Source organism: Streptomyces sp. STAM6, from assembly GCF_054963715.1.
The window spans coordinates 37,784-61,852 of sequence record NZ_JBUEFZ010000024.1 but is presented as its reverse complement, the minus strand read 5'-3'; the positions used below and the strand labels follow the sequence as shown (position 1 = coordinate 61,852).

Sequence of the window (24,069 nt, the reverse complement as noted above, 5' to 3'; positions counted from 1 at the left end):
TTCAGGCGCGAACACGCAGCGCCTCCAGGGCGCCGCAGACAGACGAATGCCTGCTGCGACGCCACCCGGGCGTCAGATCAGCGAGGCGATGACACCGGCTGCATCCGGCAGCTCGGAAAGCTCAAGCGGCGTACCCGGAACCCGGTCACCGACGATGATGTAGCGGCCGTCCGCGTACGCCTCGACCGCCAGTTCTCCGCGCCGGACCCGGCGACCGGCCGGCAGGGTGCCGCGGAACCACAGGTGCAAGCCGCTACCAGAGCGGCCGCGCTCCATGTATGTCGGAGGCAGCGCGTCAATGATCCGCTGTGCCCAGGGCAGCACCTGCCCGTCCTCGACGGCGTGGTCCAGGTCGACCACCAGCATCCGGTCCCCAGCGGTGAGGACGAAGCCGACGCCCTCACCGAGCTGGCAAGCCGCGACGGTTGCGTAGTCGGACCAGGTGGACGGGTCCGTAACGGACGCCCACTTGCCGTCCGTACGCATCGGGCGCTTCGCGGCATGCCGCACCCACCGCGCACGACCAGTCAGCTCGGCTGGGATCCGCTCCACCTGCTCGGCCTTCACACGGGACGACCGCTCGGCACGGCGCTCCCGGTAGGCGGCTTGGCGGCAAGGGCCACTGCAGTACCGCGCGTCGGCCCGAGCCAGCACAGGCAGCGGGCCGGCGCAGCGCTCGCACCGGGTGCGGCGGGCGGTCTGGGTGGCGGGCATGCCTCCATCCTACCGGCCCACGTGTTACGGCTACAAGCTTCTGACCAGGCGAAATGAGACTGACTGGTCGGATACGGCGGGAGCGGGCCGGGCGGGGTCGCGAGAAGCCGCAGGTCAGGGCCTTGGAAACCCGGGCGGATCCTCAGGTGCTATACGGCCCCGATGTCCAGGCCGGCGGGGAGGGGGGTACACCCCCGGGTAGCCTCGGGGCGCTGGCCGGCCGCTGGCCTGCGAGGTGGTGGTCAGTCGCTGGCGTGGGTCCAGGCGTGGGCGGCCAGTTCGGTGAGGTCGGGTTCGACGCTGACGGTGAGCGCGTTGTCCTGGTCGCGTGCGAGCTCGGCTTGGATGGTGATCGGTATGACCTGGTCGCACTCGGGACAGTGGACATGCAGTGTGCTGGTGGCTGCCACTGTCCTCCCTCCTGGCGTGCTGGCTGCCCTGGGTGGTGGCTAGCGTCGGCGCCGGCCGACGTTCCTCCGGTCTCCAGGCCATACTCCGGTGCGCTGTCGGTGGAGCTGTGCGCAGTACCCCTTGGCCCTGGGTCCCAGGTACTTGGCGAGCTGCCGGCTGCACCTGGTGAAGTCTCCGGGTGTGCCCCATCGGATGCGGGCTGCGCCGGCGCCTTGTCCCCAGTACCGCTTGAGGGTGCTGGCGTTGCCCCGACTGCCTCGTGCCTTGGCCACGCTGATCACTCCTTCGGTGGCGCGGGCTCGTGGTCCTGGTGTTCGTCTACCCGCTGGATGTGGGCTCCTTGCGCGCTGGGTATGGCAAGGCAGGTTCCGTGGGTGTCGGTGAAGACTGCCCATGCGCCGTGGAAGGTGAGGGTGAGGTTGGGGTCCTCGACGAGGATGTCTTCGCGGCGCTGTTGGGCGGGGTGCTGGATGAGGTAGGCCGGCATGGGGTCACCTGCGTCCGGGGTGGTCTTCTTCGGGGCGGGCGCGTCCTGGGCGGGGGTTCGCTTGCCGGGCGGCGTGACCTTCGGCGCTGGATTTCTGGGCGTGGCATTCGGCGCAGACGCCTTGGAGGCCGGCTTCGGTGTGGTCGTCGGTCTTGGCTTTGATGTGGTCGCAGTGTGTGGAGGGTCGCACGCCGCAGATCCTGCAGATCGGGTCGCGTTCGAGGACGCGGGCTCTGATGCGCCGCCAGTTGGAGGGGAGGCGTTGGACGCGGTTGGAGCCCTTCCATCCGCCGCTCATCGGTCTCCCTCGTCGGCGCTGCGGGTAAAGCCGCCTTGGGTAGCTTCGAGGGCGCTGTGGATGAGCCCGCGCTGGTTGATCCAGTCCTGGCTGTCGGTGGCGCCAATGGACATGGCGATGGAGCCGTCGGGCTGGATGACCTTCAGGATGACGAGGGCGTCGGCGACCATGTCTTCGTCGTCGAGGTCGGCGGTGACTCCGAGGGAGTCGAGGAACTGGCCGATCTTCTGTTCAGCCATGGTCTGCGCTCCGTGCCTGGCGCTGGGCTCGGAGGATGTCGCGCATGGCGTGAGCCATCTTCTCTTGGGCGGTGTGGATCTCCTGCTGCACCTGCTCGCGGAAGGTTTCGAAGTCGGGCTCGATGCGCAGCTTGAGGGGGTATCCGTCGGGGTCGACGGGGACCTCGTTGGCGGGGATGTTGATGGTGCCGGGGAAGCAGAGGAGCTGGCGAGCGCCGATTCGCGTGGCGATGTCCTCCGGCCAGCGGGTGATGTCTTCAGCGAGTTCGTCGTCGACTTGGTCGATAACAAGGACGAAGGGCGGGCGGTCGTCTCCGGCGCCTTCGGGGAGCTCGAGGATCTGGATGCGGGCCATGGGCGCGGGCCTCTCGGTCAGGTGGTGAGTGCGCGTGCGATGCCCTCTTCGAGCGTGATGCGGGGCTCGTAGAAGGTGTGCATGAGGGTGGGGTCGCAGACGCGGTGGTGGACGCCTTGGGGGGCGGTGGCGAGGTGCTTGAGTTCGGGTGTGTAGCCGGCGGCCTGGGTGACGAGGTGGGCGAGTTCGTCGAAGCTGGTGGCGCGGCCGGTGCCGAGGTTGACGGGGCCGGTGATGCCTTGGTCGACGGCGGTGAGGGTGGCTGCGACGAGGTCGCTCACGTGGATCCAGTCGCGGGTGGAGTCTCCGTGGCCCCAGATCTCGAACGGGTCCTTGAGGTCGAGTGCTCGCTCGATGAAGGCGGGGAAGGGGTAGGCGGGGTCTTGGTCTTCGCCGTAGCCGGACATGGGGCGAAGGACTGTCATGCGGGTGCCTTCGGAGGCGGTGTGCTGGCAGAGCTGTTCGCCGGTGAGCTTGGCGAGTCCGTAGGTGGCGTCGGGCCGGCCGGGCTGGGCGTAGTCGATGTCGGTCTCGGTGAGCCGGTGGATGGGTCCGGGCTGCTGCAGCGCGACGGGGTAGGCGGCGGAGGAGCTGAAGTAGACGGCGCGGGGGATGTGGTTGCGGGCGAGCCAGCGCATGTACCAGGCGTCGAGGGCGAGGTTGGTGGCGACGCCGAGCGGTGAGCCGTCGATGCTGGCGCGGCCGCCGACGAGGGCGGCGCAGTGGATGGCGAGGTCGTAGCGGCTGTCGGCGTTCCGGAAGTAGTCGAGGGCGTCGGTGTACTGGACGTCCTTGGAGGGCTTGATGTCGATCGCCGTGACGTCGTCGCCTCGGGTGAGGAGGGCGCGGTGGAGGTGGCGGCCGACGAAGCCGGAGGCGCCGGTGAGGAGGACGCGCATCAGCCCGCCTTGACCGCGCGGAACACCGGCCAGGGGAGGTCGGTGTCGAGGCGCTTGAGTCCGATGCGCTTGCAGATGGTGTCCTGCTGTTCGCGGGACCAGGTGGTGACGCCGATCCACGATCCTGCCTCGGCCGGCTGGTCTGATTCGGGCCAGTCGAGGATGAGGAGCCCGTTGGCCCTGACTGCGGCGCGGAGTCCTTCGATGATCTGTTCGCACGCGTCGTAGTCGTGGTGGATGAGGACGGCGAGGGAGACGACGGCGTCTGTCTTCTTGCCGAGCTGCTGGGCGAGGTCGGTGCCGACGCTGAGGACGGTGGGCATGTCGGGGTCGCGGTCGGTGAGCCGGGTGAGCATGGCGGGGGAGGCGTCGGCGGCGGTGACGTCGTAGCCGAGCTGGCGGAGGGGGATGGCGACACGGCCGTCTCCGCAGCCGAAGTCGACGACCTTGCAGCCCTTGGGGAGGACGGTGGCGAGGAGGTCAGCCTGTGCTTCGCCGGAGGCCCGGTAGGCGTCTTCGGACACGCTGCGGGTGGGGTGGATTGCGGCGGGGTCGGCTTCGTTCCAGGCGGCGATGATGTCGTCGGCGCTCATGCTGCTCCCTCCTCGATGCCCATGACGTGCCGGGGCTGGTAGTGGGCGTAGTCGACGAGGGTTCGGAGTTTGGCCAGGTCGGCTTCGAGGCCGCCGTTGTCGCGGTAGTCGTAGTAGGCGGTCGCGTCGGCGGTGGACTGTTCTGAGCTGTTGCACTCGAGGTAGCCGGCGTCGAGCTGGGCTTTGCCGTTCGCGGGGTGCATGTGCTCGAGGACCACGTCGGGCAGGTAGGTGATCCGCTCCATGCCGCGGCCCCAGTCGAGCCAGACGAGGTCGAGGCACAGGTGGACCAGGCTCGGCGGACTGAAGTACCCCAGGGTTTGGACGATGTCGCTGGTCATGGCGACGGCGGTGGGCATGCGTTCGCCCATCAGCAGGTCGTTGCCGTAGACGACTCCGGGGCCGCCGGAGAGGCAGATCCGGAAGCGTTCGTCCCAGCCAGCCGTGCGGGGGCGATGATCGTCGCCCATGAAGGCAAGGAACCGGTAGTGGGGCGCCATGTCGACGGCGACCTGGTTGAGGGTGCCGCACAGGCGGAGCCGTGGCCCTGTCGTCCAGTGGACGCGCGGGTCGTTGAGGGTCTCCATGTGCTGGCGGTAGCCGGGCAGCGTGGGGTCGTCGTCGTCGACGGCGAACAGCAGGTCGGCTGTGGCGCCGGTCTGTCGCCAGCAGTCGAGGATGGCGGGGACGCTGTCGGGGCGGCCGCGGGTGGGCACGATCATCAGCAGGTCGTCGCTGGCCATGGCGCGGGCTCCCTTGGGCTAGTAGATGCGGATGCGGCCTGATCGGCGTACGGGGGTTTCGGAGCCGGCGGTGAACTTGACCCATGCCCAGTAGGTGCCGGGTGTGAGCTGCAGGCCTGAGGGGCCGAGGCGGAGGCGGGCGTTGCTGCCGGCCCAGGTCGCGGTCTGCCAGTCGTCGCTGTCGGGGTTGGCGTTGCCGGGGATGACGGCGATCTGTGGCGGGGTGGAGAGGGTGAGGGGGTCGCCGTCGGCGGTGGCTGTGACGGTGATGTGGAGGTATTCGCTGCTGGAGGCGGCTAGATCCACGGCTTGCTCACCTTCCACCGGCTGAAGGGCTCGCTGATGGTGACGTCTGCGTCGACGGGGACGGTGACGGCGCCGGCTGCGGTCAGGCTGCTGACGGCTGTGAGGGCCGCGGTGGCGCGGGCGGTGCGTACGGCTGTGGGGGTGAGGCTGGTTCCGCTGCTGAGCGTCGCCGTGGCGTTGGTGGTGCGCAGGGCGGCCGCGGTGAGGGCGCTGATCGCGGTGAGGGTGCTGTTTGCGATGGCGGTGCGGGTTGCGGCCGCTGTTAGGGCGCTGGCGCCGGTGAGGGTGGTTGAGGCCCGGGCGGTGCGTACGGCGGCGGCTTGCGCGGTGCTGTCGGCCGTCAAAGCTGCTGCGGTGAGGGCGGTGCGGGTGGCGTCGGCGGCCAGGGAACTCGTCGCGGTCAGGGACGCGGACGCCTCGATCGTCGAGAACGGCGGGACGTTGAAGTTGTCGGCTTCGACGTAGTTGTCGGTGCCGGTGTCGCGGTGGCCTTCGATGACGATCGACAAGTCGCTATTGCCTGCCCAGGCGGGGCTGGTCGCGGTGCGGCGGTTCGTCCAGGTGAGGCCGTCCGCGCTGGTGTCCCAGTAGAGGGTGCCTGCGGTTTCGCGGATGCGGATCCAGGCGTGGGCGACCGGGTCGTAGGTCAGGAAGATCGCGCCAGGGTCTGCGTAGCCTTCGCGGAGGTAGAGACCGACGGCGTTGCCTGCGGTGTCGATGAGGAACCCGGCGTCGGTGCCGCCCGTGCTGGTCTGCACGAAGATGCTCGCGGCGGCGGACGCGGCGCCGGCGGCGGCCGGGGGGTAGATCCGCATGTAGGCGCTGGAGCCGGTGAGGGTGTAGCTGCTGGCGGAGCGCAGGCCCGCGTAGCCGGTCGTGCAGGGAATCTTTGCCCGGCCGTCGGCTTCGATCGGGTCACCGTAGGACTGGGACCATTTGGTGGTGTCGAGAGTCCCGTCGTTGAAGTCGTCGGTGAGGGTGTCGAAGCCGGGCATCGCTCACCTCACCTCGCGTCGTCAGGAGCAGGACAGATCCAGCTCACCCGCGGCCAGCTTGAGCTCATCACCGGCCTGCGTGGTGCGGTTCGCGGTGAGCGCTCCGTGCCACCAGCGGACGGGGCTGCCGGCGGAGTCCCAGATCTCCACGCCGACGATCGTGGCGGCGGGCATGCCGGTGAACAGGACGTCGGTGGCGTTGGCCGTGGCTCCGCTGGAGGCGGCGGCGAAGGTGACGTTCTGGCGGGCGTAGGAGCCGCCGGTCACCTCCGTGCCTGCTGCGCTGTCGGTGCCGTTGGCGGTGACGAGTGCGACCTTGAGGGGCAGGGTCGGGGCGGTCGTGGAGTTGCCGGTGAGCCAGTTGAGGGCCCGGTCCTCGGCGGTGTCGCTGAGAGATGCCACGGCGGGCCCTCCTTGGTGGATGCGTGTGGGTGCTGGGGGCCGCTCCGGCCGCGCTGGCAGGTCTGGCCGGAGCGGGTGTCTCGCTGCCTGGCGTGGGTGCGGAGAGGCTGCGAGACAGCCGGCGCCGCTGGTCCGGCACCGGAGCCTGTGGGGGTTAGTCGGTGTACCAGGTGACGGACATGAGTCGTACGCCGTGGGGTGTGCGCTGGAACGTCGGCTTCACGCGGCGGCAGCCGTCGGGGGCGTTGTCGACTTCGAGGGTGACGATGGTGCAGCCGCTGGTGGTGGCGGGGTGCCGGTCTCGTTCGCGGGCGCGGAGCAGCAGGAGGACGTCGGGGAGGTCGGGGAGGAGTTCGTCGGCGACGGTCATCTCGACGAGCGCCATGCTGGGCCTCCCTTCTGGTGCGGGGTGGGGAAGGATTTGTGTCCGCCCGGTACGCCCTTACCGGGCGGACGTGGGGCCGAGCGCGGTGGGCGCGTCGAGGCCCCGCCTGTGCCCACCAGCACAGGCGCTTGAGGGTCAGGCCGCTGTGTGCCTGTGGGGACGCCGGCTGTTTGCAGCCGGGTCGCTGGGGGTGTACTTGCGGCCGGCTCGGGCGGCGGCTTGGACGGTGGGGATGTGGAACAGCGGCTCAGGGCCAGCGATGACGGGCTCGATCTTGCCGCGGCTGACCCAGACGCTGATGGTGCCGGGCTTGACGCCGGCGGCGCGGGCGGCTTCGTGGCGGTCACCGAGCTGGCTGCCGTGCTCGAGCTGGTCGAAGTGAAGCTCAAGCGTGTCGGGGTTCGGGAAGGCGACCACGTCACCTCCCCCGAGCATGCGAAAACCCCCACCGGAATGAAGTCGGTGAGAGTTGAGGGAGCGTGGTGTGACAAGAGTGCCACGATCAAGGAATACCGTTACAGCTGCCATGTGTCAAGTCATTCGGTCATTCAGTCGTGTTGGCGGCGGCTGCACATGCGGGGCGTTCCAGGTGGAAGACGGCTCGGGTGGTGCTGTCGGGCCCGGGCTGGGATCTGACGAGTGCTGCGGTGTCGCGCATGGGTTTGCCGCAGTGGTGGCAGCGGGTCTTCCAGTCGTCGCGATTGCCTGCGATGTGCTGCAGGTAGCGGATGCGTCGGTCTTGACGGCAGACGATGGCCACCAGGAGGAGGACCAGCGCGCTGAGGATGAGTCCCTCCACGGTCTCACTCATTGGTCTGCCTTCCAGTTGGGGCCGCGGAGCGTGGGTGGTACGTCGGCCATGGGGGTGCCGATGAGGCGCCACTGGGGTCCAAGGAGGTCACTGTCGCGCACCTGCCGCTCCGGCGGCTGGGGTCGGTCGAGGCTGGCGAGGATCTCGTCGGTGATGCCGTGGGCGTGAGCCAGGTCGAGGAGCTCGGGGCAGTCGTTCAGGTTCTCGGTGACGGGGTCGTCACAGTCGCCTTCGGTGCCGCAGCCGTGGCATGGGGCTCCGTGGGCCCACGACCATTCGGTGGCGAGGCGGTGCCGGGCGAGGATGCGCCGGTCGGCTTCACAGCGGAGCCGGACACCGTCGTCCTGGCTCGGCGGCCATTCGCCTTCGGCGAGGAGCTGCTCGACCTGGTCGACTTGCTGGGTGATCCAGCCGTGGAGGTCGGTCACGACGGCCCCTGCGGGTCAAGAACGGCGAGGGTGGGGCACGGGTAACAGGTGCGGCAGCATGCGCAGAGCTGGTCGTGTTTGCCGTCGTGCTTGCAGCCGAAGATGTTCCAGCTCCAGTCCTTTACGGGCTGGTGCAGGGCTCGCATCCGGTCGACGGCGGTGAGGGCTTCGGCGATGGCGGGCACTCGCAGCACGGCGGTGACGGCTTGGAAGATGTCGGCGCTGTCGTGGTCGGCCCATGTGGCGATCGACTCAGCGACCTGGCCGCGGAGGTCGGCTGTGGTGGGGGCGGGTGTGTGGCGCCGCCAGCGTGTGCCGTTCTCGTCGGCATGACTACCGGAGTGGCCGGGGCGGAGGATGCATTCGGTGGTGCCGCCGCTGACGGGAAGGTCCACGACGTCGCCGCAGTGCTCGGCGGGGGTGGGCTCGGGCATCGGGGTTTCCGGGTGGTGGCGCTGTATGTGCTTGGTCCAGTGGGTGGGCGGGATGGGTGTGGCGTCGGGTGGGCAGTGGGGGCAGCGGACGGGGTAGCCGATGCCGGCCAGGAGGTCTGCGTGCCGGACGCAGGTGTCGTCGGTGGGGCCGTCTTGGCGGGCGAGGTGGCGCCAAGCGTCGCGCTGGTCAGCGTGGGTGAGGGCCCGGGCTCGGGCGGAGCGCCAGGCGTTCCACCAGCGGTGTGCCCGCTGGGAGGTGCGGATGAGCTGCTCGCGCAGGTGGCCGTGTTCGATACGGAGGGCGGCGAGTTCGTTCTGGGCTTCGGTGAGCTTCCGCTGGAGGTCGTCTCGGTCGTCCTGGGCGTCGCGGCAGAGGGCGTCGCACTCGCGCTGTTTGGATGCCTTGAGCTGGGCGCGGAGGTCTCGGAGCTCGGCCGCCTGTTTCGTGAACAGGTCCACTTGGGCGGCAAGGTCGTTCGGGGGTGGTGGGGGTGGTTCTTCGGCGGGTTCGATGGTGAACGACTGGGGCAGGCAGGCTTGCTGGCCGGTGGGGGTTTGGAGGATGACGCTGGGGTCGTCGGCGAGGCCGATGAGCTTGCCGTGCCAGGAGGCTGGCCGGTGGGGGTTGGTGACGGTAACCCATTGGCCGAGGAGGCTTCTGAGTCGGGTGGGGTCTGTCATGGGCGCTGTCCTTGGGCGCGGTCGGCGATGAGGCGGCCGGCGGGGGTGAGGTGTCCGTCTGCTTGGGCGAGGAGGCGGAGGGCGCGGCGGATGGTGTCTGCGTCGGTTCCTTCGCGGCGGTAGCGGCGGATGATCGCGGCGGAGAGTTCGTCGAGGGGGACGGCGAGGCGCTGGTGGCGGCGGGCGGGGGTGCGGCCGGGGCCGGTCATAGCAGGCCGTGCCGGTTGAGGGCGGTGGTGGGGCGTCCGCGGCGGCGGCAGTGGCGGCTGAGGCAGCGGATTTCGCTGTCGGCGACGTAGTGGACGTGGTTGCCGTGCTGGGCGAGGGCGCGGGCCGCGGTGAGGGCCGGTGAGGGTTCTAGGTGGGCGGGGTTTGCGGTGGTCTTCATGCGGCGGCTCCGGTGAGGTTCTGCTGGTCGGTGCGGAGGCGTCGCCAGTCGTTGAGGGTTTCCCAGCGGGTTCCGCAGGTGTGGCAGTGGATGCGGTGGTTGTTGGTGGCGGCGGTGAGGGGCTGGCCGCAGGGGGTGCCGGTGGTGTCGGGGGTGGGGCAGGGGCCGATGTCAATGCGGCCGGGGCGGGTTTCGCCGCTGAGGGCGGTGAGGGTTTCGGCGTGGAGGCGGCGGATGTCGTCGATGTCCTGGCCGACGCTGTCGTAGGTTTCGCAGGCGCGTTCGAGGTTGATGACGAGGAAGTCGATGTGGATGGGTATGGCCTGGGCGGGTGAGCCGGGCCAGGTGCCGATGCGGCGGCCGAGGGCGTGGCGCCAGGCGTCTTCGATGGCTTGGAGGCGGGCGGCTATGCCTCCGGGGCCGGTGAGGTTGACGACGTCGAGGCGGAGCGGGAGGGGCGGGGTTTTCGTTCCGCTGGGCGTACCGGAGCCGGGGCGGGTGCCGCGCATGTGCTGGGTGGTGGTGTTGAGCTGGGTGAACAGGGCGGGGAGTTCGGTGAGCCGGGTGCGGGTTTTGATCTGGCAGGGCCGGCAGGCGTGGCGATGAAGTTCTTCGTGCCAGAGGGGGCGGCGGCAGGTGGGGGTCGTGCAGGTGGGCCACTCGTAGTCGTCGGCCGGGGTGTCGGCGGGGGCGGGGTGGGTGGGTCGCACGGTGGTCGCTCCTCGGCGGTGGGCGGAGGTGACACGGCCCGCCCTGCCCGCGGAGAGGAACGGGGGACCTCTGGGGGCGGGACGGGCCGTGCATGACCATCGTTTCGTGCTCAACCGGCTTTGTCCGGGCCGCTATCCCCGGGCGCTGTCGGGGCGGAAGCGGTAGAACCAGGCTCCGTCGTCGCTGCGGCTCTGAAAGCCCATGTCGTCGAGGATGGGCAGGTACAAGAGCCTGCGGAGGGGTCGAGGTTCCGTGTCGGTGATGTCGAGCCCGCTTGTCTGGTAGTGCTCAATGGCTGGCGGCGGCGGGTAGGTGTCCCACCCCATGCGCTGGCCATCGGCCGGGCCGCCCACAAGTTCGACGGTGCTGCGTGTCGGAGGTGGCGGTCGGTCAGCGGGGTCGTCGACGGTGACATCGAGCGCCGCGACGTGGTCGTCCGGGAGGCGTATACCGGTCTCCGAGTACACGAAGTTCTCGAGCTCGGCTCGGGCCCGGTCGCGCAGCGTCTGCTGCATCTCGGCGCCGGATTCCCACAGCTCCCGGGAGACGGGCATCTGGATCTGGGCGGTGTCTTGGCCGACGGGGGCGGCGCAGTGCAGGTAGATCACCGGGTGGTAGGTCATCGGGGCCGCCACTCCTCCTGGTAGTCGGGGTGGTCGGCGTACGGCAGGGCCAGCAGACGAAGCGCGTCCCAGGCGGTGAAGACGCCGGTGATGTGCGCGCCGTACGGGTCGGCGTCGGCGATCCCTTGCACGATCCGCCGCTTGGCGTCGACCTCGGCGAGCACGCGGGCCGGAGCGTGGCGGGCCACGTGGGCGGCGAGTCCTACGCCATCGCGCTTGATGTAGATCCGTTCCCAGCCGAGCGGGCCATTCCCGCCCACGCTGACCGCCGAGACCTGCTCTCCGCTGCCGGAAGCGTAGCTGAGGTGGCGTGGGCCGCGCTCTTCCCAGAGTTGCTGATCCTCTGGCCAAGCCCGTGCCGCCGCCTCGTCCTCGCCGAGCCGTTCGAGAAGGAACTCAACGAGGTCGTTCATGTCGGCCATCATGCGCGCGGGTGGCGGGGCCTGTTGATGCGTTCGATCATCTCGTCGGGCAGGTAGCGGCGTACGTCCGGCGACACCCGGCCCGGAGACAGCAGGACGGGGTGCTCGCCGGCCGAGGGTGTGTACAGGGGGATCGTGCCGCCGCTGGGGCGGCGCAGGCCCTCGACGAAGGGGCGCAGCACGGCGCTGGCGGCGGCCAGGGCGGCGTTCGCCTGTGCGGCGAGGCGCTGCTGGCGTTCCGTCGGCTCGGGCGCGGGGGTGCGGCGGGCGAGGTGGCGGAGCGCGCGGTCGGGGTTCGGGTAGGGGCTGTGGGCCATCACGTGCTCCAGTCACAGGGGCTGTGGTGCCAGCGGGGTTGGGTGCACTCGTCTCCGGTGTAGTCGTCTGCTTTGTCGGACCATCGGCGGGCGCTGCAGGGCGGGTGCTGCCAGCCGGGTGCGGCCCAGATGAGGCGGAAGGGGGCGCCGTAGCCGGCTTTGGCGAGGACGTGGTCGGGGCGGACGTTCGTCGCGGTCTTGTGCGGGAAGTGCTGGTGATTGATGCCGGCGGTGTCGGCTGCTTCAGCGAGGGTTCGGCAGGGGGCGTAGTCCACGGTGAGGCGTATGACGCCGTCGGACAGGCTGGCGGTGATGCGGTCGGCCAGGGCGGTGATGCGGTAGGCCAGGGCTTCGACGAACCTGGTGGCGTTCTCGTCGGTCACCGGCGGCGCGGCTTGGAGGAGCCGTGCGCGGAGGCCGATGCCAGCTAGGACGGTGTACGCCTGGTCTCGGGTCTGGTCGGGGTGGAGGCCATCGGTCTCAGGCCGGGTGCGGTGGATCTGCTGTGCCCACCAGGTGGCGGCGGCGAGGGCGGCGGGTGAGACCGGGGGCGTGGGGTTGGTGGGCTGGTTCACGGGCTCCTCGTTGCGTGTTGATGGAGGCCCAGGGTTCAACCCAGCTCGGGAGCACGAGGTTCGCGCGGGCCTCCGTGGACCGCCTGGTGTACAGCCGGGCGGTGCTCCATCACGCCCCAGCGTGCCAGGCGGACGGCGGGTTGTCCGGGCCGGTATCCCCCGTCACCGTCGTGGTCGGCGGGGTTGGTGGGGGCCGTCCAGCATTCGTGCCCAGAACCGGTGGGGCCACCGTAGCCAGAGCGGCGCGCCGGGCCGTGCTCCGTAGAAGGTACAGGCAGCGGCGTAGGCCATGCCCAGGATGACGATCGGGATCAGGACGGGCGGCATGGTCGTCTTTCGCTCCTTTCTTCGACGAAGGCCCCGCCGCGACGGGGTGCGCGGCGGGGGCCAGTGCCGGGCGTTATCCGGCGTGCGGGTCAAGTGTGGCGTAGGCGGGCGTGGTCTGCGGGGTCGGTATCCCTTGGTTCGGGGCTGGGTCGCTCGCGTCGCTGTCAGTGTTCGCGGGTGGCGGGGTGGATGCCGGCGGCGCGGAGGTGGCGTTTGAGGGGGCTGTGGTGTTCGGGGGTGTGGGGGTCGAGGTGTGCGATGAGGAGCCGCCCGTCGGGGAGACGGGCGGTCACTCTCATGGAGCGGGTGCGGCTGCGGGGCTTGGTTTGGGGCACGGGCGGGCTGTGGCTCTCTGAGTCAGCGGGGCAGCTGGTTGCGGGTGGTGGCCCATACGCCGCGGGTCTGAGTGTTGATGCTGCGCTGGTCCTGGATGACGGTTCCTGTGTAGTGGTGGTGGTGTTCGGTGGGGAGGGCTTCGGCAGCTTGCTTGGCATTCTTGATGAGGCGGCTGAGGGCGAGGATCGGGATGGCGAGGCCGATGGGGGTGGCGGCCATGAGGGCGACGACGGTGGGGTCGGCTTGTTCGGAGAAGTGGAGGACGCCGGAGATGGCGCCTCCTGTGCAGAGGGTGAGGAATCCGGCGGCGATCATGCGGACGCTGTCGTCGGTGGCTTTCTCGCTCATGGGTGGCCGTCCGGGCTGGGGTACGGGTGGGGTGTCGCCGGTGGTGGGCAGGGGGGTGGGGTCGCGGAAGGAGGTCGGGGTGGGGGCGGGCTCCGGGCCGGTTTCGGCGGCTGCGAGGGCCTCTTCGACCTGCTGGAGGAACTGCTGGGCGGCGGGGTTGATGGTGGGTTGCCCGGCCTTGGGGGCGTGGGGCTGCTGCGCGGGGAGGTAAGGCAGGTGGTTCACGGCGGGGTCCTTGAGGGTGGGAGGGGGCCGTCTGTCGTAGGGACGGGCGGCGCCCTGATGGATCGGGGGTGGTGGGGCCGGCGGGTGGTTACTCGCCGTCGGGCTGGCGGAGGACGCGATGGCCGCCTTCGGCGTCGGGCTCGGGGTGGATGACTCCCGCTGCGACGAGAACGAGGAGCAGGGCGTTGGCGACGTCCCAGGGGCAGCGGAGGTTGCGCTGCAGGAACGTGGCGGAGGCGCGCTGCTTGGCGATGACTAGGTCCATGGCCTGGGGCATCAGGTCGTTGACCTGCTGCGTGAGGTTGTCGCTGTCCTGCTCGGGTTCGGTGCTGTTGGGCTGGGCGGCGTAGCGGCCGAATTTGGGCTGGTGAATGCGGTCGTCGGCCTTGAGCCAGCGGCCGATCACGGTGGGGTTGGGGGGTGTGTCGTCGGGGTGGAGGCGGGTGAAGGCGTCGATGATGGCGGCGGGGCCGATGCCGTTCGGGCCGGCGCCTTCGACGATGCGGTAGATGTGCTGGTAGCGGGGGTCGGTGGTGGCTTCGCCGTCGGTGTCGGTCACGTCGTCGACAGTGGGGGCCTGCCAGGCGAGCCCGCCCTGCTGGACGACGGCCTGGAACTGGGCGTCGAGGTCGTCGTCGCGGTTGCTGGTCTCGTTGATCTTGTCGTGGAGGCGGCGTACGGCGTCGTCGGCGGCGGTGATGTTGTCCTGGATGCCGGTCGGTGCGGGGGTGGTGCCCCAGTCGGCGGTGACGCCGCGGCCGCGGCGCGGGGTGGGCGGCGGGGTCAGGGTGTGGAGGCCGGGGGCGGGGCCGGTACCGAAGAGGTGGTCGGTGCCTTCCCAGCGGCGCTCGTAGGAGTCGCCAGCGGCCTTGCGGGAAAGGTCGTCGAGGGTGGGGTGGCGGTCGGCGGTGGCCTTGACGATGTCGGAGATCTGGGACGGCTTGATCCGGTAGACCTTGATGGGGTGGACCTGGTTGTCGCCGTCGCGGACGAGGGCGCAGCCGGGGTAGGGGGCGTCTTCGGTGCTGGCGTTGTGGTTGTAGCCGAAGAAGTAGTTCAGTTCGGAGTCGTCGGCGACCTTCATGCCGGCCTTGAAGGTGGACTGCTTGAGGACTTGCGGGTCGGACAGGACGTCCTGGGTGGCGCGCAGGCCGGAGGTGGTCTCGTTGACGGCGGCGGCGCGGGCGATCTCAAGGGTCTGGATGAGGTGGTCGGCGATCTGGCGGAGGGTCTCGTCGCGGCGGGATCGGGTGGAGAAGATCTCGGCGCCTTCGTCGTTGAAGACGCGGATCTCGGGGACTTCGTGGTCGACGGGGAGCTTGTCGTCGTCGGCGGCGATCTCGCGGTCCTGGTAGCCGGTCTTGCGGGCTTTGGCGATGCGTACGAGGGCTTGGGCCATGGCGAGGGCCTTGTCGGGGGTGTCGGCGACCCAGTCGACCGGGGGCTGGCCGGGGCGGCCGAGGGCGTGCCAGGCGCGGAGCCACTTCAGGGCGAGGCCTCCGCCGTTGAGGTCGATGATCCAGGTGATGGAGTCGGTCATGCGGCACTGGTTGGCGACGCAGACCTGCATGAGGTTGGTCTTGCCGGATCCGCGCTGGCCGACGAAGAGCATGGAGGCCTGGCGGTTGATGGGGCCGAAGGGGGTGCCGTCGCGGCGGATGCCGAGGTGGACGGGCTTGTTGACGGTCAGGGGGCTGTAGTCGGTGGGGTAGTCGACGTCGTCGATGAGGTGGTTCTCGGTGGAGATGTCGAGAATGACGGCGCCGCGGTGGGTGCCCTTGGAGACCTCGACGCCGCAGCCTTCGGGGAGCTTGGCGTCGGCGGCGAGGGCGTCGGCGCGGCGGGCGATCTCTTTCCAGGTGGCGCCGCCCGGGGGGAGTTCGGCGTCGATGCTGTAGCCGCCGGCCGGCCAGTGCTGGACACCGACGACGGTGAGGCCGTCGATGGCGCAGACGCGGGAGATGCGGGTCTGCCATTCGGTGGCGATGGCCTGGCGTTCGCCGGCGAGGTGGGCGGCGGTGGCGGCCTGTTCGGCTTCGGCGGCCTTGGTGGTGGCGTGGTTTTCGGCGTGGTGGGCGCCGGCGATGGCGATACCGAGGCCGATGGCTCCGGCGGTGAGGGTGCCGAGGCTCCAGGGGGTCCAGGGGCCGTGGGCGATGGCCCAGGAGGACCAGCCTCCGGCGCCGAGCCAGCCGGCGGCGCGCATGACGAGGGTGTGGCGGGTCATGTTCTTGCGGCGTCCGGCGATGTGGGTGCCCAGCATGCCCGCGCCGGCTACGGCGGTGGCGATGGGCCAGGGGGCTTCGAGGAGGTGACCGGCCCAGCTGACGGCGAGGGTTGCGGTGGCGGCGTTGATCGGGCCGGTGACGGGGCCGTGTCCGCGTTCCCAGTCGAGCTTCACGGGTGGGGTGCCTTTCAAGGGGAGGGTGAAGGGGTGGGGTTAGGGGCCCGGCCGCCGAGGCTGGCGGCCGGGCGCGGGAAGAGGGCGCAGGCGGAGGGCTACATGTTGGAGCTGACGTCCCACATCGCTTCGGCGGAAGTGCCCTTGCGGGGGTTGCGGAGCCGGTCGAGGTCGACCTGGTGGAGCTGCTCGAACGCCGGCTTGAGTTCCTGGGCGAGGTCCGCGGCCTTGAGCTGCAGGGAGTGGACCTGCCGCATGATCTCGATGATGTTCGGGTCGAGCGGCCACTGGGCGTCGGCGTTCTCGACGGTGACCTTCATGGCTTCGGCGTGGAGCTGGATGGCCTCGGACAGTCCGACGAAGTCCTCACCGACTTGGAGCATGCCGGTCGGGTTGTAGTTCGCGGCGATGCGGGCCATTTCCATGGCGGGTGCGACGAAGTGGTGGCCGCCGGACATGGTTCCTCCAAAGCTGGTCGTGGTGGCGGGGGCGTGGGCGGGGCGTCGGACGGTGCAGGCGATATCGGGGGCGTCGGGCGTGCTGCTGCTGGGGTCGGTGGTGTCGGGGGTGGAGTCGGCGTTCTTGGCTCGGCGGGCCCGGCGTCGCTTCCACACGTCGCGGAGCCGGGCCAGGGCGGCCTTGCCGCTCCGGTTCCACAGGCCGGACAGGACACCGGCGCCGGTGGCGAGGAGGCCGTCGGCGAGGGCGCCGGGGACCTTCTTGATCTGGCGGGCCAGGCCGGCGGTGGCGGCCTTGGTGACGGCGGCGAGCTTCTTGCGTCCGGCGGCCCGGGCGGGGGCGGTCATCTTCCATCCGGCGCCCGCTGCCCGGGCGGCGAGACTGCCAGCGGCGCGGGCCCCGACTCCGGCGGCTCGGGTGGCGCGTCCGAGAGCGGCTTTGACCGTGCCGGTGCGGGCGTTCGTGGCGGCCCGGTTCGCCGCGGCGTGGCGGCCTCCACGTCCTGTGGCCGGGGTGTGGGTGGGGCCGGTCTTGTGGCGGCCGCCCGCGCTGCCGGGAATGCCTGCCCCGGTGGTGCCGCGGAGCGGGGTCTTGTTCGGGCGGAGAAGGTCTGCTCCGGCGCCACGGTTGCCTGCGCCACGGTTCTTGTGGAGGGGACTGGTGGCGCCGTGGCGGCCGGAAGCGGAATGCGTACCGGGCGCTTTCGGGAGCGCTCCAGAGCGCCCCGTTCCCGGGCCGGTAGCGCCACGGAGGCGGGTGTTGGTGGCGCCACCGGCCGCGCCACGGCCCCCGCCCGTGGCGCTACGGGAGACGCCACCAGACCGTCCGGAGCCCGCTCCGAGAGCGCCACCGGATCCGCTACCGGACCCGCCACGGCGGTTGAGGTTGTGCCCGCCACGAAGGGCGCCACCGGGCCCGCTCCGGGAAGCCATGGTCCGGCGGACCGTGGCGCGGCGGCGGAGCATGACGGCGGTGGCGCCGGCCGCCATGACGACACCGGTCGTGGCGGCCGCGACGGGCCCGCCGTACTGGTAGGCGGTGGTCAGTGTGAGGGCGGTGGCGTTGCCTCCGGCGGCCAGGACCGGGCCGACGGGCATGCCTCGTCCGCGGTTGCTGCGGCGGGTCTTGCCCGTCTCGTCGTTCTTGCTGAGGACCGTCTCGGGGAGGGGCTGCAAGGTGAGCGGGGAAGGCCAGGAGGCGACCGGCGAGGCCGGGTTCGGCAGGTAGGCGGGGGCCAGGGTGAAGGTGCTCTGGGGGGCTTGGGGCGGTGCGGTGGGCGGTGCGGTGCGGGTCACGGGGTCCTCCAAGACTGCTCTGTGACTGCGACTGCGACTGCGATCGGACGGGGTGGGCGTGGGGGGTTGTGCCTGTTCAGGGGGGATGGGTGCGGCTCGGTCGGAGTCGCAGTGGGAGTCGGAGTGGAAGTTGCTCCGCCTGCGGGCCGGTCGGCGGCCCGGCCTGCGGGCCGGGCGGGTCAGGCGTCGGTGCCGGTCAGGACCCGGACGTTGTCCGCGCCGAGGGCGGCGAGCTCGGGCTTTTCTTCCTCGATCTCCCGGCGGACCTTGCCGGCGAACTGGCGCGAGGTGTGCTTGCAGCGGATCCGCTTCAGCTCGGCGACCATCTCCGACTCGATCGGCCTGCGGCCGTTCTTCGCGTAGAGGGCGAGGATCGCGTCCTTCGCGGCGCTCCGGCCCGAAGCAGCGGTGGCGGTGGTGCGCTTCGGGGCGGCCGCCACGGTGGCGTCGGTGTCGTGGCGGGGCGTACGGCGCTCCTCGGCCCGGCCGGTGGCGTCTGTCGTGGCGCCCACCGCGGGGCGGCTGGTGGCGTCTGTCGTGGCGGGTTCGGTGGCGGCCTCGTGGCGCTCCGGCGTGAGCGTCGTGGCGTCTGCCGTGGCGCCGCGCTTCGTCAGGTCGACCGGGGCGTGGCGGGCGGTGTGCGTGGCGTGCGGGACCGGGGCGTCGCGCGTGGCGTCGGCCGCCGTGAGGGCGGGACGCTCCGTGGCGGTAAGCGGAATGTCCCGCATGGCGCTCTGGGGTGCCGTGGCGGGCACCCGCTCCACGGTGTACGTGGCGCCTGCGAGGATCTGCGCGGCCCGCTCCGTGGCGGTCTCCTCCCGCAGCGCCGCCACCGCCTCGTGCTCGGTCAGAGCGGCCTTGATGTGAGCGTCGATCGTTTTCCTGGAGCGCAGCGGGTGAGCCATCCATGCCCACTTGCCGAGGACGGGGAGGGTCTGGGCGACACGGCCGAGAGCGCGGAGCGTGGCGCGGTGCTCGAAGCGGTGCCACATCTCGAAGGCGAGCTCGGCGATGATCGGGGCGGAGGCGAAGATGACGCCTCCGACGGTGCCCCAGTGCTCGAGCTGGGCGTGCTTCCAGTTCACCCAGGAGCTGGTGCTGACCATGGTGAGCATGGCCAGGCGGGGGGCGAGTCCGGAGTCGGTGGTGGTGGCGTAGGACTGTCCGAGGAGCGCGAAGAAGATCGCCGCAACGTCGAACAGTCCGCAGCCGAGGACAGCGACTGCCTTCGGGGTACCGAACACCTCGGTCAGGAGGGTGTAGATGGACCAGGTGCCGACGCCGAGGGCGGCGGTCATGACGAGGCCGAGGACGATCCGGATGACCCAGGCCTTGATGTCCTTGGGCTTGGTGACCAGCGGGTCGAACATCGGGTTCGGCTGGCCGGCGGCCGGGGTGTGGGAGGTGGTGGCCCCGGCGTTCTGCTGGGGCTGCTCCTCCCCGTTGTCGGGGGTCTGGGGCGGCTCGTAGCCGGCCGGGGTGGTGTTCACGGGGTCGGTGTCCCTTCTGGCTGGTCGTGGGGGTGGGGAGGGGCGGGTCAGGCGGTCGGCTTGGGCATGGCGCGGCATTCGCCGGCGTGACGGTTGGCGTCCTTACGCGCAAGGTCTAGCTCGTCGGGCAGGTAGCGGCCGTAGTCGCCGCGGGGGCCGGTGGAGCCGTCGGTCGAGCCGCTGGCGCGGCAGCCCTGGCAGACCCAGATGAAGCCGTCGACCTGGCGCATCTCGTTGCTGGTGTAGGGGCGGCCCTGCCACGTGTAGCGCGTCTCGAAGGGGTAGTTGAGGACCTCGACGGTGGCCCCGCAGGTGGTGAGGAACCGCATGACGACCTCAGACTGGGGTTCCTGGGTGGTCGGTTCCGGGTTGGCTTCGGTGTCGGGGGTCACGAGGGTCTCCTTGGGGCGTCGGGTGAGGATGCTGAGCAGGGACATGACGGGGCCTTCCGGTGGTCAGGCGGTCGGTGGGTCGGGGTTCAGGCGGCGGCCGGGGCGGTCTTGCCGCTGCCCGTGGTCCCGCCGATGAGGAGGTGCTGGTCGGGCGGGTTGGACCAGCGTGCGGTCCGCTGGGCGAGGTCTTCGGGGGTGCCGAGGTCGATGACGGCTCGGCCGGCTTCGCTGTGGCAGCCGAGGACGTAGCGTCCGGTGGCGGCGGCCTGGGCGTAGGCGGGGGTGGCGACCTCGATGAGGACCTGGAGGGTTTCGAAGTCGGCGTTCTTCCAGGTGGGCATGTCGCCGCGGTCGCCGTGGTCGTTTCGGAGCTGCTTGGCGCGGAACTGGGCGGGGGTGACGGTGGCCATGAGAGTGGGTCCCTTTCAGTTGGGGTCGACGGTCCAGGTGCCGTCGATGGGGCGGATGGTGAAGCCGGGTCCGGTGATGTGGCCGGTGACGCTGTCGGGGTCGATTTGGGCGAGGCGGTTGATGAGTTCGGTGATCTGGTAGGCGTAGACCCGGGCGCGGCGTTCTTTGTCGCGGAGGTCGTCGGGGGTTCCGGTGTGCATGGGGTGCTCCTGTCTGGTCGTGCTCGGCGCCGTCTCGCTGGGGGGGGGCGGGGCGGTCCCGGGTAGGGCCAGAGAGGGGGTGCGGGGCCCGGGGAGGGGTGGCCGGGCCCCGCGGTCGGGGGCTAGAGGTGGTCGCGGATGCCCTGGATCTGCTCGGGGGTCATCTGCTGCAGGGCCTGGTGCGCGGCGTGGAGGCCGTCGCGGTGGCCGAGGTTTTGGATGTGGGTGGCGTCGGCGCCGGCGCGGTGGGTGTCGGCGAGGGCGTCGATGTGGGCCTGGGAGGCGGCGGCCATGTTCTGGATGGTTTGCGGGTCGAACTGGGCGGTCATGCGTTTTCTCCTTCGATGGGCGGGTGGTGTGAGGGGGGTGCGGGGCCCGGCCGTTGTCGGCTCCCGGCGCGGGCCCCGCCGGAGGGGATGGTCAGGGCTTGCGCTGGACGATGTAGCTGATGCGGTGCTCGGGGATGCGCATCTCGAACCCGCCAGCGAAGTGGAGAGTGACGAAGTCGCCGTCGTGCTCGTAGGAGAGGGGGGCGGGGTCATTCCCAACCAGGTCGATGAAGGTTCCGACCGCTGCGCGGCCCTCGGTGTAGCAGCGGTTGTCGGTGGTCACGATCTGGAACTCGGGCATCGGGGTCTGTCCTTTCGGGTTACAGGGGCGGGCTGATGGCGGCGGAGGCTTCGGATGCGGGCTGGTGCAGGTGCGGGTCGGACAGCTGGTACGCGGCCTGCTCGCCGAACCGGCGGGCCTTCTTCTGCTGCTCCTCGGGCAGGGCCCGGAGGGCAGGGTTGGTGTCGGGGCTAGTGAGGTACTGCACGAGCAGACCGAGGAGGGTGAGGACGTCCGCGCCGGGAGATCCGGCGAGAGCCGCGCACAGGGTCTGGCTCTGGTCGGTAGTGAGCCGGTCCTCGATGAGGCAGCGGGCGCCGGCCAGGATGAGCGTGATGCCGGGGTGGATGCGGGTCAGGTCGTCGAGCAGTGCTTCGAGTTCGTCGACCGGGTCCACCGGCGCACGGCCGGGCATTACCGCTCGCCGTCCTCGTCGGCGGCCGTCGTGGTGCCGTCCATCAGCTCGTACGGGATCGGCAGGTCGTCGTCCGGGTCCGGCGAATAGGAGCCGTCATCGGCCGGAACGAGCCGCTTGATGATCCCGGCCTCGTACGGCGAGGACGCCGCCTCCATGACCTCCCGGTCCCACCGGCCGATAGCGGTGAAGCTCTCGACCTCGACGAACATGGACTCCACGGCCTGGGTGAACTCGTCCGTGTCCGGGCCGTCCGCCATGGCGCTGTCGATGTCGATGTCGACAGCCAGGTCGGACAGCTCTGCGGCGAGCTCCTTGTGCTCCACGGCGAACGTGGCAGCGGACCAGGGCTCCGGCGTGTCGGTCGTGTAGTTCGCCAGCGCGTGCACCGTGTCCGTCAGAGACCGGGCTACCTCGACGGAGACGTCGACGCTCGCGATCTGCTCGCCGTCGGCCAGGGTGGTGAGGGAGATCTGGATGGCTGGCTCGCTGCCGTAGTGCGCCAGGCGACGGATCGCCATCACGAGGACCTTCGCGACGACCCGGGCGGTCAGGTTCTTGCGGCCCATCACGCCACCGCCTTCAGGGCCAGCGACTTCTCCACCGGCTTCTGGTTGAGGCGCATCTGGTTCAGAACCAGGCAGGCCAGGAGGGGCAGGAACATCGCGGGGATCAGGTCTTCCTTGCCGGTGTTGCAGTTCGGGCACGCGAGGACCAGCGCACGGGAGTCCCAGGTGGGCAGCAAGCGGTGGGGAAGGACGTGGTCGATCGTCCGCTGGCCGTTGTCCGTGAAGGGAGACCGGCAGTAGAAGCACTGGTCGCCGTCACGATTGATGAGCTTGGCGCGGATGACGGCCTTCACGCTCTTGGGAGGCTTTGTGGTCCTCCGGTCGATGGGCGGGAGGTCGAGCTGTGGGCCTTCGACGAGCGGGATGCGGAAGCGGACCTCGAAGCGAGCACAGATCTTCTCGATCTCGGCGACAAGCCTCGGGTGCGCCCCGTGGGGGCTCTGTTCGGCGGTCTGCATCACGCCACCGCCTTCAGGACACGGTCCGAACCGGTCCACGTGGCGCACGTGGCGCGCTCGATGCCGGTGTGGAGGTCGCGGACGATGACCGCGAACTGGGCGGCCCGCCTGCGGAGGATGCGGCGGGCTTCAGATGCGTCCCGGACCACGTCCAGGACCTGGAGGCTGCTGATGCCGTCGGAGTAGACGACACCCGGTCGGCGGGGACCGATCTCGGTCTCCACGACGCGGCGAAGGGCCTCGGAAACGACCGGATCGGTGTGGGTGGGGTGCGATGCCCTGCGGGGGCTCACTGTGCCAGACTTGTTCATGCGGATCTGCCTCCTGAATACGCAGGTAGGACGGTTCGTCGGGTCTTTCGGGCCCCTGAGAGGTCCGGGTGTATGCGCACCCGGGCCTTTCGGCGTTTCTGGGCTCCCGCCGTTCCCGACAACTCCAATGTAGACTACTCACCCTTGGTTCCGCTACATGTAGCGATACGGGTTTTCTTGAACTACGATCGGAGGGCACACCGCTGCACACAATGAAGTGAGCAGTACACGACCGAGAAGGGAGGAAGGCCATGCCCAGGAAGCCCGGGTACACCGCGATCGCTGCGCACTTCCGGCAGCAGATCCAGGACGGAACACTCCGCCCTGGTGACGAGATGCCGAGTTACCAGAACGTCAAGGACCAGTTCGACGTAGCGCACACCACCGTGAACCGCGCATACCGGGTCCTCAAGATGGAGGGATTGGTCCTGGCCCAGCCGGGCGCGAACATGGTTGTGGCCGCGCCGGCCAGCAACAGCATCGGCACGCGGGTCGCCTTGCACGCGGCTACTGGTAGCGCTCTGGACGGCGGCGAGTCGTCGCGGATTATCGAGGTGGGCACTGTCGGTGCTGACGCACTGGTCGCGCCCCGGCTCGAGGTTCCCCCTGGCACGCCCGTACAGATGCGGCGCCGGATCGTCAGTAGGGGTGGTGTACCGGTGCACCTGAGCGCGAGCTACTACCCCGCTTACGTGATCGCGGTGACCCCTGAACTACAGGAGCCGGTATCCACCGGTGCCTCGAGGGAGCTCGCTGCGTCCCGTCTGGGCGTCGCGCAGGATCAGGTCCTCGAGGAGGTCACCAGCCGGCTGGCTACGGCGGCCGAGAAGGAGGCTCTGGGCCTGACCGCTGGCGAGGTCGTCGTTACCCAGGTCGTCCGCACGGTGACGCTGGAGGATGGTCGCGTCGTTGAGGTTGCCGTAAAGGTGGCGGAGGGCTCGACGATCTTCCGCTGGACCACGTCGCTCCGCGCAGAAACGCAGGAGGGGGCCGCTGACGCCTGATCTTAAAGCGTTCCAGCACCCAGCTTGGACGCACGAACGGCCGAGGGGGCTACCGACCCCGCCCGGCCGTCCTTTGCACCACCGATCTGCGAAATCGGCAGCACTGACGAACCCACCAACACCAGGAAGGCCGTCTCAAGTGATGCTACTTGTTGGCGATACTCCCGCACACGTCCAGGGGAACGAATGAAGACCCCGGACCCCAGAACACTGACCCAGATCCCCCCGGTCGTCACCTTCGCCAGCGGCGCTGAGCTGCTCGTTCGCCTCAGCATGGCCAAGAGCATGACCCGGGAAGGCGTCCGACGCCTCTCCAAGCACCCCGACTGGCCCTTCGGTCCCGACCGCCCATACCCGTACTGGGATCTGGCGAACGCCGACGTGATGGAGACCGAGCCGTTCCTGAAATTTTTCGAGAAGCACCCGGTCATCGGGCGAGGCCCTGACAAGCAGCCGCGGGCCAAGAAGGACTCGTGAGGGGCTTACGCGCTCGAGGAGCGCCGGCCCCCGAACGCGCGAACGGCCGGGAGTCCGCAGCTACCCGGCCGTCCAAGCACCCGCAGCGGACCGCAGCCCGCTGCCAGAAGAACGTCCCTGCATCA

At 70.2% G+C, this 24,069-nt stretch carries 39 protein-coding genes; 2 read left to right on the top strand and 37 right to left on the bottom strand.

Annotation, left to right across the window (positions count from 1 at the left end; all coding sequences use genetic code 11):
- Window positions 1-72 precede the first annotated feature (72 nt).
- The 37 genes from ACY34K_RS24540 to ACY34K_RS24360 all read right to left on the bottom strand — a co-directional run bounded on the left by ACY34K_RS24540 (window position 73) and on the right by ACY34K_RS24360 (window position 22,463).
- Window positions 73-714 carry a bifunctional DNA primase/polymerase gene (locus tag ACY34K_RS24540; RefSeq protein ID WP_462750697.1) on the bottom strand — a complete coding sequence of 214 codons (642 nt, stop codon included), beginning with the start codon at window positions 712-714 and terminating at the stop codon, window positions 73-75.
- Between the two features lie 242 nt (window positions 715-956).
- Window positions 957-1,124, bottom strand: coding sequence for a hypothetical protein (locus ACY34K_RS24535; protein WP_462750695.1), 168 nt, complete (start codon window positions 1,122-1,124; stop codon window positions 957-959).
- Between the two features lie 278 nt (window positions 1,125-1,402).
- Window positions 1,403-1,612 (bottom strand): hypothetical protein, encoded by a 210-nt coding sequence (locus ACY34K_RS24530; RefSeq protein ID WP_462750693.1) that lies wholly within the window; start codon window positions 1,610-1,612, stop codon window positions 1,403-1,405.
- A gap of 294 nt (window positions 1,613-1,906) precedes the next feature.
- Window positions 1,907-2,149: a hypothetical protein gene (locus ACY34K_RS24525; protein WP_462750691.1), complete on the bottom strand. Its 243-nt coding sequence runs from the start codon at window positions 2,147-2,149 to the stop codon at window positions 1,907-1,909.
- Window positions 2,142-2,504 (bottom strand): hypothetical protein, encoded by a 363-nt coding sequence (locus tag ACY34K_RS24520; RefSeq protein WP_462750689.1) that lies wholly within the window; start codon window positions 2,502-2,504, stop codon window positions 2,142-2,144. The genes ACY34K_RS24525 and ACY34K_RS24520 overlap by 8 nt, the downstream gene beginning before the upstream one ends.
- Before the next feature lie 17 nt (window positions 2,505-2,521).
- Window positions 2,522-3,403 (bottom strand): NAD-dependent epimerase/dehydratase family protein, encoded by an 882-nt coding sequence (locus ACY34K_RS24515; RefSeq protein ID WP_462750687.1) that lies wholly within the window; start codon window positions 3,401-3,403, stop codon window positions 2,522-2,524.
- Entirely contained in the window at window positions 3,403-3,996 is a 594-nt protein-coding gene (locus ACY34K_RS24510) for a class I SAM-dependent methyltransferase (RefSeq protein WP_462750685.1), read from the bottom strand. Before ACY34K_RS24510 ends, ACY34K_RS24515 begins: the two co-directional genes overlap by 1 nt.
- Window positions 3,993-4,739: a glycosyltransferase family 2 protein gene (locus ACY34K_RS24505; protein WP_462750683.1), complete on the bottom strand. Its 747-nt coding sequence runs from the start codon at window positions 4,737-4,739 to the stop codon at window positions 3,993-3,995. The genes ACY34K_RS24510 and ACY34K_RS24505 overlap by 4 nt, the downstream gene beginning before the upstream one ends.
- An 18-nt stretch (window positions 4,740-4,757) precedes the next feature.
- Window positions 4,758-5,045 (bottom strand): hypothetical protein, encoded by a 288-nt coding sequence (locus tag ACY34K_RS24500; protein WP_462750681.1) that lies wholly within the window; start codon window positions 5,043-5,045, stop codon window positions 4,758-4,760.
- The gene (locus ACY34K_RS24495; protein WP_462750679.1) at window positions 5,036-6,040 is read right to left on the bottom strand and encodes a hypothetical protein; all 1,005 of its coding nucleotides are present in this window, start codon (window positions 6,038-6,040) and stop codon (window positions 5,036-5,038) included. The genes ACY34K_RS24500 and ACY34K_RS24495 overlap by 10 nt, the downstream gene beginning before the upstream one ends.
- A 21-nt stretch (window positions 6,041-6,061) precedes the next feature.
- The gene (locus tag ACY34K_RS24490; RefSeq protein ID WP_462750678.1) at window positions 6,062-6,442 is read right to left on the bottom strand and encodes a phage tail fiber protein; all 381 of its coding nucleotides are present in this window, start codon (window positions 6,440-6,442) and stop codon (window positions 6,062-6,064) included.
- A 154-nt stretch (window positions 6,443-6,596) separates the two neighbouring features.
- On the bottom strand, window positions 6,597-6,827 hold the full coding sequence (locus ACY34K_RS24485; protein ID WP_462750676.1) for a hypothetical protein: 231 nt from the start codon (window positions 6,825-6,827) through the stop codon (window positions 6,597-6,599).
- 135 nt (window positions 6,828-6,962) lie between these two features.
- Window positions 6,963-7,244: a hypothetical protein gene (locus tag ACY34K_RS24480; RefSeq protein WP_462750674.1), complete on the bottom strand. Its 282-nt coding sequence runs from the start codon at window positions 7,242-7,244 to the stop codon at window positions 6,963-6,965.
- 127 nt (window positions 7,245-7,371) lie between these two features.
- Window positions 7,372-7,638, bottom strand: a complete 267-nt coding sequence (locus tag ACY34K_RS24475; protein ID WP_462750672.1) for a hypothetical protein — start codon at window positions 7,636-7,638, stop codon at window positions 7,372-7,374.
- Window positions 7,635-8,066: a hypothetical protein gene (locus ACY34K_RS24470; RefSeq protein WP_462750670.1), complete on the bottom strand. Its 432-nt coding sequence runs from the start codon at window positions 8,064-8,066 to the stop codon at window positions 7,635-7,637. Before ACY34K_RS24470 ends, ACY34K_RS24475 begins: the two co-directional genes overlap by 4 nt.
- Complete coding sequence (locus ACY34K_RS24465) at window positions 8,063-9,181, bottom strand: hypothetical protein (protein WP_462750668.1); 1,119 nt, start codon at window positions 9,179-9,181, stop codon at window positions 8,063-8,065. The genes ACY34K_RS24470 and ACY34K_RS24465 overlap by 4 nt, the downstream gene beginning before the upstream one ends.
- A complete protein-coding gene (locus ACY34K_RS24460; protein WP_462750666.1) occupies window positions 9,178-9,390 on the bottom strand; it encodes a ribbon-helix-helix domain-containing protein in 213 nt (70 codons plus the stop codon). The genes ACY34K_RS24465 and ACY34K_RS24460 overlap by 4 nt, the downstream gene beginning before the upstream one ends.
- Window positions 9,387-9,569 (bottom strand): hypothetical protein, encoded by a 183-nt coding sequence (locus ACY34K_RS24455; RefSeq protein ID WP_462750664.1) that lies wholly within the window; start codon window positions 9,567-9,569, stop codon window positions 9,387-9,389. The genes ACY34K_RS24460 and ACY34K_RS24455 overlap by 4 nt, the downstream gene beginning before the upstream one ends.
- Window positions 9,566-10,279, bottom strand: coding sequence for a hypothetical protein (locus ACY34K_RS24450; protein ID WP_462750662.1), 714 nt, complete (start codon window positions 10,277-10,279; stop codon window positions 9,566-9,568). The genes ACY34K_RS24455 and ACY34K_RS24450 overlap by 4 nt, the downstream gene beginning before the upstream one ends.
- 132 nt (window positions 10,280-10,411) lie before the next feature.
- Entirely contained in the window at window positions 10,412-10,903 is a 492-nt protein-coding gene (locus ACY34K_RS24445) for a hypothetical protein (RefSeq protein ID WP_462750660.1), read from the bottom strand.
- Window positions 10,900-11,316: a DUF6221 family protein gene (locus tag ACY34K_RS24440; RefSeq protein WP_462750658.1), complete on the bottom strand. Its 417-nt coding sequence runs from the start codon at window positions 11,314-11,316 to the stop codon at window positions 10,900-10,902. The genes ACY34K_RS24445 and ACY34K_RS24440 overlap by 4 nt, the downstream gene beginning before the upstream one ends.
- A gap of 8 nt (window positions 11,317-11,324) precedes the next feature.
- Window positions 11,325-11,642, bottom strand: coding sequence for a hypothetical protein (locus ACY34K_RS24435; protein ID WP_462750656.1), 318 nt, complete (start codon window positions 11,640-11,642; stop codon window positions 11,325-11,327).
- On the bottom strand, window positions 11,642-12,217 hold the full coding sequence (locus ACY34K_RS24430) for a hypothetical protein (protein ID WP_462750654.1): 576 nt from the start codon (window positions 12,215-12,217) through the stop codon (window positions 11,642-11,644). The genes ACY34K_RS24435 and ACY34K_RS24430 overlap by 1 nt, the downstream gene beginning before the upstream one ends.
- Before the next feature lie 491 nt (window positions 12,218-12,708).
- Complete coding sequence (locus ACY34K_RS24425; RefSeq protein WP_462750652.1) at window positions 12,709-12,879, bottom strand: hypothetical protein; 171 nt, start codon at window positions 12,877-12,879, stop codon at window positions 12,709-12,711.
- A 22-nt stretch (window positions 12,880-12,901) separates the two neighbouring features.
- Window positions 12,902-13,453 carry a hypothetical protein gene (locus ACY34K_RS24420; RefSeq protein WP_462750650.1) on the bottom strand — a complete coding sequence of 184 codons (552 nt, stop codon included), beginning with the start codon at window positions 13,451-13,453 and terminating at the stop codon, window positions 12,902-12,904.
- An 88-nt stretch (window positions 13,454-13,541) separates the two neighbouring features.
- Window positions 13,542-15,854, bottom strand: a complete 2,313-nt coding sequence (locus ACY34K_RS24415; RefSeq protein WP_462750648.1) for a hypothetical protein — start codon at window positions 15,852-15,854, stop codon at window positions 13,542-13,544.
- 98 nt (window positions 15,855-15,952) lie between these two features.
- Window positions 15,953-17,608: a hypothetical protein gene (locus ACY34K_RS24410; protein WP_462750646.1), complete on the bottom strand. Its 1,656-nt coding sequence runs from the start codon at window positions 17,606-17,608 to the stop codon at window positions 15,953-15,955.
- Between the two features lie 179 nt (window positions 17,609-17,787).
- Window positions 17,788-19,098, bottom strand: coding sequence for a hypothetical protein (locus ACY34K_RS24405; RefSeq protein ID WP_462750644.1), 1,311 nt, complete (start codon window positions 19,096-19,098; stop codon window positions 17,788-17,790).
- Window positions 19,099-19,145: 47 nt separating this feature from the next.
- Complete coding sequence (locus tag ACY34K_RS24400) at window positions 19,146-19,535, bottom strand: hypothetical protein (protein WP_462750642.1); 390 nt, start codon at window positions 19,533-19,535, stop codon at window positions 19,146-19,148.
- Window positions 19,536-19,576: 41 nt separating this feature from the next.
- Complete coding sequence (locus ACY34K_RS24395) at window positions 19,577-19,900, bottom strand: hypothetical protein (RefSeq protein WP_462750640.1); 324 nt, start codon at window positions 19,898-19,900, stop codon at window positions 19,577-19,579.
- A gap of 15 nt (window positions 19,901-19,915) precedes the next feature.
- On the bottom strand, window positions 19,916-20,101 hold the full coding sequence (locus ACY34K_RS24390; RefSeq protein WP_462750638.1) for a hypothetical protein: 186 nt from the start codon (window positions 20,099-20,101) through the stop codon (window positions 19,916-19,918).
- 122 nt (window positions 20,102-20,223) lie between these two features.
- Window positions 20,224-20,430 (bottom strand): hypothetical protein, encoded by a 207-nt coding sequence (locus tag ACY34K_RS24385; protein ID WP_462750636.1) that lies wholly within the window; start codon window positions 20,428-20,430, stop codon window positions 20,224-20,226.
- A 91-nt stretch (window positions 20,431-20,521) separates the two neighbouring features.
- The gene (locus ACY34K_RS24380) at window positions 20,522-20,731 is read right to left on the bottom strand and encodes a hypothetical protein (RefSeq protein ID WP_462750634.1); all 210 of its coding nucleotides are present in this window, start codon (window positions 20,729-20,731) and stop codon (window positions 20,522-20,524) included.
- 19 nt (window positions 20,732-20,750) lie between these two features.
- Window positions 20,751-21,125, bottom strand: coding sequence for a hypothetical protein (locus ACY34K_RS24375; protein WP_462750632.1), 375 nt, complete (start codon window positions 21,123-21,125; stop codon window positions 20,751-20,753).
- Window positions 21,125-21,694, bottom strand: coding sequence for a hypothetical protein (locus ACY34K_RS24370; protein ID WP_462750630.1), 570 nt, complete (start codon window positions 21,692-21,694; stop codon window positions 21,125-21,127). The genes ACY34K_RS24375 and ACY34K_RS24370 overlap by 1 nt, the downstream gene beginning before the upstream one ends.
- Window positions 21,694-22,152, bottom strand: a complete 459-nt coding sequence (locus ACY34K_RS24365) for an HNH endonuclease (RefSeq protein WP_462750629.1) — start codon at window positions 22,150-22,152, stop codon at window positions 21,694-21,696. The genes ACY34K_RS24370 and ACY34K_RS24365 overlap by 1 nt, the downstream gene beginning before the upstream one ends.
- Window positions 22,152-22,463, bottom strand: coding sequence for a hypothetical protein (locus ACY34K_RS24360; RefSeq protein ID WP_462750627.1), 312 nt, complete (start codon window positions 22,461-22,463; stop codon window positions 22,152-22,154). Before ACY34K_RS24360 ends, ACY34K_RS24365 begins: the two co-directional genes overlap by 1 nt.
- A gap of 251 nt (window positions 22,464-22,714) precedes the next feature.
- On the opposite strand from ACY34K_RS24360, the gene ACY34K_RS24355 reads away from it, so the two are divergent.
- Window positions 22,715-23,467 carry a GntR family transcriptional regulator gene (locus ACY34K_RS24355; protein ID WP_462750625.1) on the top strand — a complete coding sequence of 251 codons (753 nt, stop codon included), beginning with the start codon at window positions 22,715-22,717 and terminating at the stop codon, window positions 23,465-23,467.
- Between the two features lie 186 nt (window positions 23,468-23,653).
- Entirely contained in the window at window positions 23,654-23,944 is a 291-nt protein-coding gene (locus tag ACY34K_RS24350; protein ID WP_462750623.1) for a hypothetical protein, read from the top strand.
- The last annotated feature ends 125 nt before the right edge of the window (window positions 23,945-24,069 follow it).

What these genes read in the sequence shown, in the direction of transcription:
- ACY34K_RS24375 (WP_462750632.1), bottom strand. Translation starts at nt 21,125, where the DNA reads ATGCCCGGCCGTGCGCCGGTGGACCCGGTCGACGAACTCGAAGCACTG.
- ACY34K_RS24445 (WP_462750660.1), bottom strand. Translation starts at nt 10,903, where the DNA reads ATGACCTACCACCCGGTGATCTACCTGCACTGCGCCGCCCCCGTCGGC.
- ACY34K_RS24530 (WP_462750693.1), bottom strand. Translation starts at nt 1,612, where the DNA reads ATGCCGGCCTACCTCATCCAGCACCCCGCCCAACAGCGCCGCGAAGAC.
- ACY34K_RS24525 (WP_462750691.1), bottom strand. Translation starts at nt 2,149, where the DNA reads ATGGCTGAACAGAAGATCGGCCAGTTCCTCGACTCCCTCGGAGTCACC.
- ACY34K_RS24365 (WP_462750629.1), bottom strand. Translation starts at nt 22,152, where the DNA reads ATGCAGACCGCCGAACAGAGCCCCCACGGGGCGCACCCGAGGCTTGTC.
- ACY34K_RS24370 (WP_462750630.1), bottom strand. Translation starts at nt 21,694, where the DNA reads ATGGGCCGCAAGAACCTGACCGCCCGGGTCGTCGCGAAGGTCCTCGTG.
- ACY34K_RS24385 (WP_462750636.1), bottom strand. Translation starts at nt 20,430, where the DNA reads ATGACCGCCCAGTTCGACCCGCAAACCATCCAGAACATGGCCGCCGCC.
- ACY34K_RS24520 (WP_462750689.1), bottom strand. Translation starts at nt 2,504, where the DNA reads ATGGCCCGCATCCAGATCCTCGAGCTCCCCGAAGGCGCCGGAGACGAC.
- ACY34K_RS24455 (WP_462750664.1), bottom strand. Translation starts at nt 9,569, where the DNA reads ATGAAGACCACCGCAAACCCCGCCCACCTAGAACCCTCACCGGCCCTC.
- ACY34K_RS24515 (WP_462750687.1), bottom strand. Translation starts at nt 3,403, where the DNA reads ATGCGCGTCCTCCTCACCGGCGCCTCCGGCTTCGTCGGCCGCCACCTC.
- ACY34K_RS24350 (WP_462750623.1), top strand. Translation starts at nt 23,654, where the DNA reads ATGAAGACCCCGGACCCCAGAACACTGACCCAGATCCCCCCGGTCGTC.
- ACY34K_RS24390 (WP_462750638.1), bottom strand. Translation starts at nt 20,101, where the DNA reads ATGCACACCGGAACCCCCGACGACCTCCGCGACAAAGAACGCCGCGCC.
- ACY34K_RS24505 (WP_462750683.1), bottom strand. Translation starts at nt 4,739, where the DNA reads ATGGCCAGCGACGACCTGCTGATGATCGTGCCCACCCGCGGCCGCCCC.
- ACY34K_RS24475 (WP_462750672.1), bottom strand. Translation starts at nt 7,638, where the DNA reads ATGAGTGAGACCGTGGAGGGACTCATCCTCAGCGCGCTGGTCCTCCTC.
- ACY34K_RS24380 (WP_462750634.1), bottom strand. Translation starts at nt 20,731, where the DNA reads ATGCCCGAGTTCCAGATCGTGACCACCGACAACCGCTGCTACACCGAG.
- ACY34K_RS24360 (WP_462750627.1), bottom strand. Translation starts at nt 22,463, where the DNA reads ATGAACAAGTCTGGCACAGTGAGCCCCCGCAGGGCATCGCACCCCACC.
- ACY34K_RS24435 (WP_462750656.1), bottom strand. Translation starts at nt 11,642, where the DNA reads ATGGCCCACAGCCCCTACCCGAACCCCGACCGCGCGCTCCGCCACCTC.
- ACY34K_RS24540 (WP_462750697.1), bottom strand. Translation starts at nt 714, where the DNA reads ATGCCCGCCACCCAGACCGCCCGCCGCACCCGGTGCGAGCGCTGCGCC.
- ACY34K_RS24395 (WP_462750640.1), bottom strand. Translation starts at nt 19,900, where the DNA reads ATGGCCACCGTCACCCCCGCCCAGTTCCGCGCCAAGCAGCTCCGAAAC.
- ACY34K_RS24495 (WP_462750679.1), bottom strand. Translation starts at nt 6,040, where the DNA reads ATGCCCGGCTTCGACACCCTCACCGACGACTTCAACGACGGGACTCTC.
- ACY34K_RS24355 (WP_462750625.1), top strand. Translation starts at nt 22,715, where the DNA reads ATGCCCAGGAAGCCCGGGTACACCGCGATCGCTGCGCACTTCCGGCAG.
- ACY34K_RS24400 (WP_462750642.1), bottom strand. Translation starts at nt 19,535, where the DNA reads ATGTCCCTGCTCAGCATCCTCACCCGACGCCCCAAGGAGACCCTCGTG.
- ACY34K_RS24460 (WP_462750666.1), bottom strand. Translation starts at nt 9,390, where the DNA reads ATGACCGGCCCCGGCCGCACCCCCGCCCGCCGCCACCAGCGCCTCGCC.
- ACY34K_RS24510 (WP_462750685.1), bottom strand. Translation starts at nt 3,996, where the DNA reads ATGAGCGCCGACGACATCATCGCCGCCTGGAACGAAGCCGACCCCGCC.
- ACY34K_RS24485 (WP_462750676.1), bottom strand. Translation starts at nt 6,827, where the DNA reads ATGGCGCTCGTCGAGATGACCGTCGCCGACGAACTCCTCCCCGACCTC.
- ACY34K_RS24465 (WP_462750668.1), bottom strand. Translation starts at nt 9,181, where the DNA reads ATGACAGACCCCACCCGACTCAGAAGCCTCCTCGGCCAATGGGTTACC.
- ACY34K_RS24440 (WP_462750658.1), bottom strand. Translation starts at nt 11,316, where the DNA reads ATGAACGACCTCGTTGAGTTCCTTCTCGAACGGCTCGGCGAGGACGAG.